Annotated in this window: 9 protein-coding genes; all 9 read left to right on the plus strand. The window is 39.4% G+C overall.

Going from position 1 to position 11,436, the window contains the following annotated elements:
- Window positions 1-1,721, plus strand: a 1,721-nt coding sequence (locus Q0E71_RS05485) for an ABC transporter ATP-binding protein (RefSeq protein WP_294796837.1), incomplete at its 5' end; no start/stop codon positions are given.
- Entirely contained in the window at window positions 1,702-3,480 is a 1,779-nt protein-coding gene (locus Q0E71_RS05490) for an ABC transporter ATP-binding protein (RefSeq protein ID WP_294796838.1), read from the plus strand. The genes Q0E71_RS05485 and Q0E71_RS05490, both read left to right, overlap by 20 nt.
- Window positions 3,481-3,618: 138 nt before the next feature.
- A complete protein-coding gene (gene ftsH, locus Q0E71_RS05495; protein ID WP_294796839.1) occupies window positions 3,619-5,793 on the plus strand; it encodes an ATP-dependent zinc metalloprotease FtsH in 2,175 nt (724 codons plus the stop codon).
- A 69-nt stretch (window positions 5,794-5,862) separates the two neighbouring features.
- Complete coding sequence (locus Q0E71_RS05500; RefSeq protein WP_058259593.1) at window positions 5,863-6,549, plus strand: response regulator; 687 nt, start codon at window positions 5,863-5,865, stop codon at window positions 6,547-6,549.
- Window positions 6,539-8,338, plus strand: coding sequence for an ATP-binding protein (locus tag Q0E71_RS05505; RefSeq protein ID WP_294796841.1), 1,800 nt, complete (start codon window positions 6,539-6,541; stop codon window positions 8,336-8,338). Before Q0E71_RS05500 ends, Q0E71_RS05505 begins: the two co-directional genes overlap by 11 nt.
- Window positions 8,339-8,412: 74 nt before the next feature.
- Entirely contained in the window at window positions 8,413-8,913 is a 501-nt protein-coding gene (locus Q0E71_RS05510) for a hypothetical protein (protein WP_294796842.1), read from the plus strand.
- 11 nt (window positions 8,914-8,924) lie between these two features.
- A complete protein-coding gene (locus Q0E71_RS05515) occupies window positions 8,925-10,301 on the plus strand; it encodes a hypothetical protein (protein WP_294796844.1) in 1,377 nt (458 codons plus the stop codon).
- Entirely contained in the window at window positions 10,282-11,106 is an 825-nt protein-coding gene (locus Q0E71_RS05520; RefSeq protein ID WP_294796845.1) for a hypothetical protein, read from the plus strand. The genes Q0E71_RS05515 and Q0E71_RS05520 overlap by 20 nt, the downstream gene beginning before the upstream one ends.
- 13 nt (window positions 11,107-11,119) lie before the next feature.
- Window positions 11,120-11,436, plus strand: a 317-nt coding sequence (locus tag Q0E71_RS05525; RefSeq protein WP_294796847.1) for an MBL fold metallo-hydrolase, incomplete at its 3' end; no start/stop codon positions are given.

The following is an 11,436-nucleotide window of genomic DNA, read 5'->3' on the forward strand; positions in this document are numbered from 1 at the left end:
GAACTATCCTTGTGTTTTTGTCGGCTATTATTACAATAATAATACCGCTTTTCGATGCGTACATACTTAAAACGATAACAGCAGCGATTATCGAAGGTTTTGACGCTGAACAATTTATCTTAAGTTTAATCAGTTTATTTATTTTTTACATTTTACTAAAAATTTTAAATACATGGATGGACACTAGAAATGAATTTTTTCAAACTAAGGTCAGTATGCTCTATGGTGTAGACCTTATCTCTGCTCTTATGGATAAGGATCTACTTGATTTTAAAACAGCAGAGCAAAAAGCTTTGTTTGAAAGGTCGAAGTCCTTTGCTTTTGAAGGAGAACAAGCTGATGGCGCTTGGTCTGCTATTAGACTTTCTAAGCTTATCACATCTTTCTTAGGCTTTTTCGCTTATGCAATTATTTTTTCTTTTCTTAGCTATAAATTAGTCATAATTATATTAATTTCAGCACTTGTCACAGCCTATTTCCAAGATAGGCTAATGCTTTATGGAGACAAAATCACTGACGATATGGCTCAGGAAGAGTCAAGGCACTATTATATGTATAAAGTTTCTTTAGATGATGGTGCACAAAAAGAGATTCGCTTAAACAATGCTCTTTCATGGCTAGTCTATCACCTAGATAAGATATCAAAAGCATATTACACGCTTCTTCGTGGCTGGACTAAAAAAGCAAATGCGGTCTCTTTAGTCGAAGGCATATTTGGCTTCATCAGAGACTTATTTACCTACGTTTTACTTACAAAGAGCGTGCTTAATGGAGAGATAAGTGCAGCGAATTTTATTTTTTATCTAAGCTTAGTAGTTGGTTTTTCAGAGTGGCTAAACAATTTCTCTGGTCATATAAGGTCGCTTAGGAGAATTTCTCTTGTTTGTGACAAGTACAGGACCTTTGTTCAAGATGAAACACATGACGATAGTGAAAAAATACATCTAAAGTCTATAGATGAGATAAAATTAGAAGACGTTTCTTTCGCTTATGATGAGGATAATGAAATTTTAAAGAATATTAATCTTACTATCAAAAAAGGCGAGTCTATCGCCATAGTTGGGGAGAATGGTGCTGGCAAAACCACTCTTATTAAGCTTATTACAAAGCTTTTTGATGCTAGTAGCGGCAGGATTTTAATCAATGGTATCGATATTGATCTTTACGATAAAAAGTCTATTTACAATAGGATAAGCGCTCTATTCCAAGACTACTTCTTGATGCCAACTACGCTTATTAATAATTTGGACGATAAGCAGCAAGATAGGTCTAAGGCAAAAACGCTTATTGATGAGATGGATTTAAGTAATAGATTTAATTCACTAGAAAACGGCTTGGATACTGATCTAATAAATATCGAAGATAATAAGGTAGAAGGTTTTTCTGGCGGTGAAACGCAAAAGCTTTTATTTATCAAATCTCTTATGAAAGATAGTGACTTATTGATACTTGATGAGCCAACATCAGCCTTAGATCCGATTGCTGAAGAAAAACTTTATCTAAAGTACAAAGACTTTACTAAGGACAAGATGGCGATATTTATCTCACACAGAATTACTTCAACGAGGTTCTGTGACAGAATTATTTACTTAGATGATAAAAGTATTGCCGAAGTGGGAACTTATGATGAGCTTATGAACTTAGGTGGAAAGTACAAGGCTATGTTTGATATGCAAGCTAAGTATTACAAGGAGAATGAAAATGAAGAAGCAAGTTTATAAAGACATCTACAAAATTAAAAAGAGCATATTGCCAATAGTTTTTCTGAATGCTTTATTAAGTGCAGCTGAGCCTTTCATCTTTGTCTACATCTCTGGCTACTTACTAAAATTTATAATTGAAGCTAGAGAAATTAGCTTTATAATAAGATTTTCTGTGGCAGCAGCGGCAATATCCTTTGCACTTCACTATATTAAAAACATCACTGAAAACTATAAGCTAGAGTACGGCGACTATTTAAATACTAATGAAAAAAATATTCTTATTAAAAAATTATTTTCTCTAGATTTTAAGGACCTTGAAGCTAAAGATACAAAGGACAAAATTTTAAGACACAAAGAAGAAAGTGACGGCATGAGTACCATCTACATGGAAGCTATGTATCAATTTTATAACTTCACTGTTAATATACTAAGTATTATTATAGCAATAGTCTCACTAATTAGCTTTTATCCAGCGCTTGCAAAATCTGTTGATATTAAAGTTTTTGGCTCGAAATATTTTCCTTTGCTAATAGTATTTTTAATGCTAGTAGTTATTTATGCGCTAATCAATTTTAGGAAGAGGGCAGAAGAAAAGAACGAAATTGATAGAGAGGCCTATGCGAAAAAATACAAGATTTACGATTATTACATGAGGCTACTGTCTGATTACGAGTCGTTAAAGCAGATTAAAATTTATGACGAGAAGGCTTTTATACTTGATGATATCAATGAGAATTTTGTAAATAGCGGTTTAGGTTTAAGAAAGAAAATTGCAAGAAGAACAGGTTTTAGTGAGGGAGTAGATGATCTTTCACTATCGCTACTTGGCATCTTGTTCTTAATCATGCTTGCCATCAAGGCAAAGGGCGGTCTCTTTGGCGTAGATAAGCTTATAATATACTACGGTGCTTTTAAAGCACTTTGCGAGGCCGCGAAGGAGCTTATCAACACCATTGGCGAAGAAAAAGCTCTTGAGCCTAAGATAGCAATTTTGTATGATATACTTAATTTAAAATCTGACAAAAATCTTGATGCAAGGGAAAAAGATCCTTCAGAGACTATGATTAGCGTAAAGAATTTAAGCTTTTCATATCCAGATTCAAAAACTACTCAGCTTAAAAATCTTAATCTCGATATAAGGCGAGGCGAAAAAATTGCAATAGTTGGGGAAAATGGTTCAGGTAAAACGACTTTTGTAAATTTGCTAACAGCTTTATACAAAGCAAATGTAGGCAGCCTTCTTATTGATGGCGAAGTGCCCTCGCTTGATTTTACTGCGAAAAATATTGGCGCAGTGAGTCAAGACTTTTATCTATTTTCATTTAAGCTTGGAGAAAATATTGCTACTAATGAAAATTATGACGCTAATGAATGCGAAAGAGTTTTAAAGCTTGCTAATTTTGAAAAAGCTTATGACTTAGAAAAATATCTATACACAGACATTGACGAAGACGGTGTAGATGTCTCTGGTGGTGAAGGACAAAAAATTGCACTAGCAAGAGCTCTTTACAATGATAAGGATATATTGATATTTGACGAGCCGACATCAAAGCTTGATCCAAAGTCTGAGATGAAAATTTTCGAGAGCTTCAATGAGGCGGCTAAGGGCAAGACAGTCATATTCATTTCTCACAGGATGAGTGCTTGTAAATTTGCAGACAGAGTCATATTATTCCACGACGGCAAGATTATTGACAGCGCACCACATGAAGAATTATTGAAACAAAATGAAAAGTATAAAGAGATGTGGAGTGCACAAGCAAAATATTTTAATTAATTTATAAAAGTGATTGAGCATGTCTTAGTCACTTTTTTTATGCCTTGCTTTATTGAAAAAAATAGTATTTTGTGTTAAAATTAAAATAGCTAAGTATATGGCCGAATGGGTATATATACTTAATAAAGGAGTGAGAACATGGACAAGGACAATAAAGACAAGAAGGGACCTAAGAAGTCTCTCGTCTATTACTATATAGTTATATTAATCATTGCCTACTTCTTCAACGTCTTCTTCATGAAGGACTTCATGAAGCCGAATGTTGAGAAGGTCACTTACGATGCTTTTTTGAAAGCGATTGACGAGGGCGTTGTTGACAAGGTGCAAAAGATGGGCGGCAACATTGTATTTCAGCTTAAGCCTGATTACGTGGCCGTTCGCGACAAAGACAATGACAAGAAATTAAAATTTGAAAAAGCAAAATTAGATAAGGATGGCAAGGTCATAAGCAAGAGTGAAGACGAAGAGCTTAGAGTCTTCATCACAGGCGAGTGGGACTACGACGGCCTTACAGAAAAGCTTGAGGCAAAGGGCGTTCACTTCGGTAGTGAGATCATCGAAGAGCCATCGATCTTAGTAAAAATCTTGGGCTTCCTACTACCGATAGCGACATTTTTGATTATGGGTCTCGTTCTATCCAGAATTTTATTCAAGGATATGGGCGGCGGCCTTGATAAATTTGGTTTCGGCAAATCGGGCGCCAAAGTTTATGTAAAGGGTAAGCAAAAGAAGACTTTCGAAGACGTTGCGGGCCAAGAAGAAGCGAAGGAGATGCTTCTAGAGATAGTCGACTTCCTTCACTATCCAGAAAGGTACGCCAAGATAGGAGCCAACCTTCCTAAAGGAGCCTTACTCGTAGGACCTCCGGGCACAGGTAAAACACTTCTAGCACAAGCAGTTGCGGGCGAAGCAGACGTGCCATTCATCTCTATATCGGGTTCATCCTTCGTAGAGATGTTCGTGGGACTTGCAGCCAAGAGAGTTAGAGAATTATTCAAAGAAGCGCAAGAGAAGGCGCCATGCATCATATTTATAGACGAGATCGACGCCATAGGTAAGTCACGTGAAGGATCTTTCTCCTCAAATGACGAGAGAGAGCAAGCTCTAAACCAATTGCTTACAGAGATGGACGGCTTCGACTCCAAAAAAGGTATAGTGGTACTTGCGGCAACAAATAGACCAGAAGTACTTGACCCAGCCTTACTACGTCCAGGTCGTTTCGACAGGCGTATACCAGTTGAATTACCTGACCTTAATGGCAGAATAGCCGTATTAAAGGTACATTCACGAAACATCAAGATGTCAGACGATGTAGACTTTAAAAAGATAGGTCTACTCACAGCAGGCGCATCAGGCGCAGACCTTGCAAATATTGTGAACGAAGCGGCACTTAGAGCGGTTAGAAACAAAAGAGATTACGTAATACAAGAGGATTTACAAGAGTCAGTTGAAGTAGTTATAGTTGGCTACCAAAGAAAAACTATGATTATCTCAAAGAAAGAGCGTGAAATGATTAGCTACCACGAAGTTGGTCACGCGATAGTCGCAGCCGTTCAAAAGAAGAGCGCTCCAGTTGAGAAGATCACAATCATACCAAGGACATCGGGCGCACTCGGCTACACACTACAGTCAGATACAGAAGAAAAGTTCCTTATGGACAAGGAAGAGCTCTTCAATATGATGGTTACTGCATCAGGCGGTAGAGCCGCTGAGGATATAGTATTCGGCGTAATTACGACTGGCGCAAGCAACGATATAGAGCAAATCACAAACATCGCTAGAAACATGGTTATGCGCTACGGCATGAGCGACGACTTCCCTATGATGAGCCTAATGAGCGAAGGAAACCGCTACCTAGGAGGCGCAGGCGAGCTTACAGCGAGTCAAGACACCTTTGCCAAGGTCGACGATATCGTCAAAAACCTTATTGCAGAGGCTTATGAAGAAGCAAAACGCATACTTCGTGAGAATAGGACTAAGCTTGATAAGATATCAAAATACCTTATCGAGAAAGAAACCATCAGCGGAGAAGAGTTTATGAGGATCTTTAATGAAGATGACAATGCTGCAAATGGCGAAAATGGCGAAGTAAGCGAAAATACTAATGATAGCGATGCTAGTATAGATAGTAAAAACACTAATGATAGTGAAAATGCTAAAGAAAGTGACTCTACTATTGAAAGTGACTCTACTATTGAAAGTGACTCTACTATTGAAAGTGATTCTACTAAAGATAGTGACTCTACTATTGAAAGTGATTCTACTAGAGAAAGTGATTCTACAAAAGAAGACGAAAATACTCAAGATGAGTAAAATGACGATAGTGGCAAGGCCATAATCGTAGAAGAGGATAGTAATATATAAATATAAGGAGTAGGAGACATGGGTTATATACTAATTGTTGACGACGAAACGACGATAACTGATATCATCGAGTTCAATTTACAAAAGGAAGGTTTTGAGACAAAGGCGGTTCACGACGGCAAAGAAGCGCTGCTTGCGGTGAATGAATACGAGCCGGACCTAATGCTACTTGACGTCATGATGCCTGAGATGGACGGCTTTAAGACGCTTGAGCTACTTAGACAAAAGTATAAATTCCCGATCCTTATGCTGACTGCGAAGGAAGAGGAAGCGGATAAAGTCAAAGGTCTAGAGCTGGGCGCTGACGACTACATCACTAAGCCATTTGGCATAAGAGAGTTAATTGCAAGGGTTGAGGCGAATCTTAGACGCGCACCTAAGAGTAAATCGACTGAAAACTCCATTACCATAGGCGATATAAGGATGGATATGACTCTATTACAAGTATTTAAGAAGGAAAAGCCGGTTGAGCTAACTCTTCGTGAGTTTGAAGTGCTAAAGTACTTGATGCAGCACCCTAACGAAGTATTCTCAAGGGCGGATCTACTTAAGGACGTTTGGGGCTACGACTACATCGGCGACGTAAGGACTGTCGACGTAACTATCAGACGTGTGCGCGAAAAAGTTGACGAGAAATTAACAGACGACTACAAATACATCAAGACAAGAAGAAACATGGGTTATTACATCTCAAATGAAGTTTAATTCGATAAAGTTTAGGTTTGTCATCATCTACGCGTCGCTAGTACTATTTGTCCTAGTGAGCGTTGCTGCCTTCATTGTTACAGGGCTTGAAACTGAGCTAATGAAGGGCCTAAAGGACGATATCAAAAAGCAGGTTGAGACCATGACCTCGACCTCAAGATACTTTACGAAGGAGAACTGGTCGGACGAAGACGCAATCACTCACATACAGACTGTTATCGATGAGAATAGGTTTAACGCTGACGAACTTGTCTACGTTATAAGCAACGACAGCTACCCGTCGGTTATTGCGGGTAACGATGAAGGCACTAGACTAATAGTGGGCAAAAACGCTTATGACGTTGACACGATCAATCAAGCGATGCTACTTGAGGCTCTAAAGGGTAACTTAAGCGAAAAGATTATCGGCGAAGGAATAGACGCCGAAGTGCATCTAAGCTACCCTGTCGTATCGGAGAAAGGCAAGGTCAAGGGCGTTGTCTACGTAATCAGCTCTACAAGGATGGTTGAGGCAACTGTAAAGAAGGCGAGACAGCTGCTTACTATAATCAGTTTGGCGGCAATCTTCGTAACGATACTTATCGCTTATCTACTCGCTTCGTCAATAGTTTCACCTATCAGTAGCTTGACTGCGAAAGCCAAGAGACTTGCTGAGGGTGACTTCACTCAAAAAGTTGAGGTAAGGAGCAAGGACGAGATTGGTAAGCTGGCGTCTATGTTTAATACGCTTACAAATGAGCTGAACAAGACCATTAGCGAGAAAGACCTTGAGCAAAAGAAGCTCGAGACCATATTTAGCAATATGACTGAGGCCATCATCGCCTTAAATAGCCAGGGTGAGCTTATTCACGCAAACTCTGTTGCGCAAAAACTTATTGATATTGACATAAAGAGGGACACGCAAAGGTACTTTAACCTTGATAAAATCGGGCTTTCATCGATTAATTTCGATAATCCATTTACCCTTGAAGGCGAAGAGGAGATCGAGCTTAAGGGCGGTGTCTACAAGATGACTTATGCGCCATTCGAAAACGAGGACTATAGTCTTGGCGGCATCATCATCATGTTCCAAGACATAACTAAGGAGCACAGGCTTGACAATATGCGTAAGGAGTTCGTTGCCAATGTTTCGCACGAGTTAAAGACGCCTATCACGGCTATAAGGAGCTACTCGGAGACGCTGCTTGAGGGCGGCGTGCCTGAGGAGATGCAAAATAAGTTCCTAGGCGTTATCGAGAAGGAAGCGGACAGGATGAATAGACTTGTTCTTGACCTCTTATTGCTATCGAATATCGATTATAAGGGCGGGGAGGACGTCAAAGTCACTGTGCTTAACGATAAGGTTAAGGACGCGATTGACAAGCTAAAGATACTTGCGGACGAAAAGAAGCAAAAGCTTATTTACTCTATCGCCGACGAGCCGCTTAAGGCGCTTATTGATCCTGACTCCTTTGAACAGATTATCACAAATCTTATATCGAATGCGATTAAGTATACGAATGAAGAAGGTACCATCGAGGTAAAACTATATTCAACTTTAGGCAAGATCCACATCGATGTTATTGACAATGGTATAGGCATACCAGAGAAGGACCAAAAGAGAATCTTCGAGAGATTCTATAGGGTCGAAAAGGGCCGCTCGAGAAAGATGGGCGGAACAGGTCTTGGCCTATCCATCGCCAAGGAGATGGCGAACGCCTACAAAGCAGATATAGTCTTCACTTCGAAGTTTGGTATAGGCACGACATTTACATTCTTAATCGATGAATTTAAAGAAACAAATTCGTAATAACAATTTAATACAACTGTAATATTAAAGCCCTCCCATCTATGTTATAATAGATGTAGATAAGGAGGGAAGGTATGAAAAAGAAAGTCTTAATCTTTATTTTATGCCTTTTCATATTCACAATTGGATCATCTTCTTTTGCGAAAGATGCATATGTATTTAAGGTTACAAAACCTGATCAAGATATATACTCTACCATTGACGAAACTTTATTTATCAATGGCAGTGCACCGAAGAATGCGAATGTTGAGATAAAACACTACCTAAAGGACATTAGCTTTAAGGACTTTGAAAGCTACAAGGACAAGTATCCTAAGCTTGATGACTTTAAGAAGCACTTTGAGGAAGAAGTGATTAAGGACGATGGATATGAAGAGCTATCAAAGACAAGTATAAGTGTTGGATCTTTAGGTATATTCTCCAAAAAGCTTAGCCTTATGAATGGGCTTAACAAGATAGTCATAAGCACAGCGAAGTCGGAGAAGGTTTTCTACATATACTTAACTGACACAGATAAGTTATCAGAAAGCATTACACTTATGAAAACTATTGATCTAATAAAAAATTTGAGATAGGAGGAGCTAGATTGAGAGAAAGAATCAAGACAGCCCTTCTTTTTTTCTTGATTATTTTTGCCATATTCTTAAGTTCAAAGCTATGGCTGGACTTTTCTAGTGAGAGAAGAGTCGGTATCGAGGCAAAGGAGAAAGAGAAGGTGGAGCTAAAGGACTACATTAGCGCCGAGACTGCCATCGTCAACTTTTCAAAGGACAAGCACACTGTTTTAGACAACCCTGGGGAGCAAGGACTCTTCCAAAGTTTCAAAGGGTTTTTTTCTGATGTCTTTACGAAAAATAATTACAGAGTGAGCCTTATTGGTGAAGAGGAGTACGAAAAGGCTATAGAGAGCTCTAGATCAGTTGTCTTCACTTTCATCGACAATTTCCCTCTAAGATTAATCGCGAGAACTTTTAATATCATGGAGAAAAATAATTTTATAGATGATGATAAAAATATTAAGGAGATAGCCATCCTTCTATATAGCGGCGAGGCGATGTTTAAGACGGACGCTTCCATATACAAGATTACTGAGCTTAATACATCTCTTTCAATACCAAATTCCATAGTTAATAATCTTGAGCTAAAACCGAATTTAGCGTACTACTATAACGCATCGAGCATACTTGGGGAGAAGAGCCCACTATACATACCGTATCAAGACGAGTACGCGAGCTACATCTTCGATAAATACACAGTTGCACACGATTTCGACATACTTGACAGGGAGAATGCGAGGAGTTTTGCGCAAAGGTTTTTTGATAAGGAGCTAAAGTATCTAAAGGAGCTTGAGGAAAAAGACTTCTCCAAGATATACAGCTACGATTCAGAAGTTATCAAGCTTAAGTACGACGGCTCAATCGAGTACTTTGACCCACTGAAGAAAAATTACAAGGAAAGAAATTTGCTTAAGTCGATAGAGACGGCTATAGGCTTTCTGCAAGAAGGAATCAAGGAAGAAAAGCCTCTAAAAGTCTCCAAGATAGAAGAGATTACAAGCGAAGAGAGCGTGGGATATAGGATAAGCTTCGACTACTACCTAGACGGGATAAAACTAAGCTACGAGAAAGACGCAGATCACTACGCATACGTCGACGTCTTCATGGACGAAGTGCGCTTTGCCTCAGTTAATAAGGCCAGCTTCAATAAGGACTCCCAAGAAGCTTTTTACACGAAGAACATACTCGAACTGATTGAGAAGAACGCTGTTTTACTAAGGGCTAAGGCTGATGAGAATCCGCTTAAGTCCATTGACAAGATCAGTATCGTCTATCTAGTGAAGAAGGACGAGGGCGAGTCCGTTGCGCCAAAGATACGTATTGATACGAAGAAGGGCTACTTCATCTTCGACGCGAAGACATTTGAGCTGATAAAGGAGAGAGATTATGAACTGGAACAAAGCTAAATCCATACTCCTAGTATGCTTTTTGATTATAGACGTCGTTCTATTAACTATGTATATGAAAAAAACTAAGGACGATGGCAGCCTATCCATTAGCAAAAATGATGCGATTGAGATACTTAAAGCGCAAGATATAGACATAGACGAAAAAGAGCTTAAGACAGGGGGCGAGTACAAGGGCTATATACTTAAGTACTACGACTTCGATCTTGAGAAGATTAACGAGAACTTTTTTAATGGCGAGGGAGAGCTTGACGACCGCTACGATTTAAAGATACTGACTAAGGACGAGGAAAGCGTTTCGCTATCGCAAGGAACGCTATTTAGCTACATGGATGCAAGTGAGGAAGTGAAGTACCTAGATATCGACATGGACAAGGCGATAGAGCTAGCGAACGAATTTTTGAAAGAGAAGGAAATTTTAATCAGAGGCATGGTCTTTGACGGCGCCTACATGGACGAAGGCAGCTACCAAGTGCATTACGCGGTAAAGCACGATGACATTTACCTGGAAAATAGCTTTATAAACTTCACCATTGACAAAAGAGGCGTGAGGAGAGTCGACGCAATGTGCCTTGAATACATCAACACAGACGAGGAGGCCTTTGCGCTTTCCGATGTGAAGGACAAGATACTTTCAATTATCGATAAGCCAGAAGTAAAGGGCAAGACCATAGACAGAGTTGAGCTTTGCTACTACCTCGACCAAGTGACCATGGACCAAGCAGAGGAACTTAAGATTACAAGGCTTAGAGCCAAACCGCACTGGAGAATCACTTTCTCAGACGGTTACAAGATGATATTATAACGAAGGGAAATATATGAAAGACATATTAAAATTTTGCTCATTGAGCTCTGGTAGCTGCGGAAACGCAAACTACATCGAGTACAAAGACACCAAAGTCTTGATAGATGCGGGGCTCAATGGCGTGATAACAGAAAATGCACTCAAGGAGATAGGGACAGACATCAAGGACCTGGACGCAGTTATATTAACGCATGAGCACAGAGACCACGTTCAAGGCGCAGGAATACTCTCGAGGAAGTACGGCGCAAAACTATATGCCAATGAAAAGACCTACCTCGCGTCGCTGCCACGCATTGGCTCAGTTAAGGAGAGTCATGTCAATATCTTTGA

The sequence above is a fragment of the uncultured Fenollaria sp. genome, assembly GCF_934202865.1.
Classification (GTDB): domain Bacteria; phylum Bacillota; class Clostridia; order Tissierellales; family Peptoniphilaceae; genus Fenollaria.

Bases quoted from the DNA above. Each gene is read 5' to 3' on its own strand.
- Q0E71_RS05505 (WP_294796841.1), top strand. From the start codon at position 6,539: ATGAAGTTTAATTCGATAAAGTTTAGGTTTGTCATCATCTACGCGTCG.
- Q0E71_RS05500 (WP_058259593.1), top strand. From the start codon at position 5,863: ATGGGTTATATACTAATTGTTGACGACGAAACGACGATAACTGATATC.
- Q0E71_RS05520 (WP_294796845.1), top strand. From the start codon at position 10,282: ATGAACTGGAACAAAGCTAAATCCATACTCCTAGTATGCTTTTTGATT.
- Q0E71_RS05510 (WP_294796842.1), top strand. From the start codon at position 8,413: ATGAAAAAGAAAGTCTTAATCTTTATTTTATGCCTTTTCATATTCACA.
- ftsH (WP_294796839.1), top strand. From the start codon at position 3,619: ATGGACAAGGACAATAAAGACAAGAAGGGACCTAAGAAGTCTCTCGTC.
- Q0E71_RS05490 (WP_294796838.1), top strand. From the start codon at position 1,702: ATGAAGAAGCAAGTTTATAAAGACATCTACAAAATTAAAAAGAGCATA.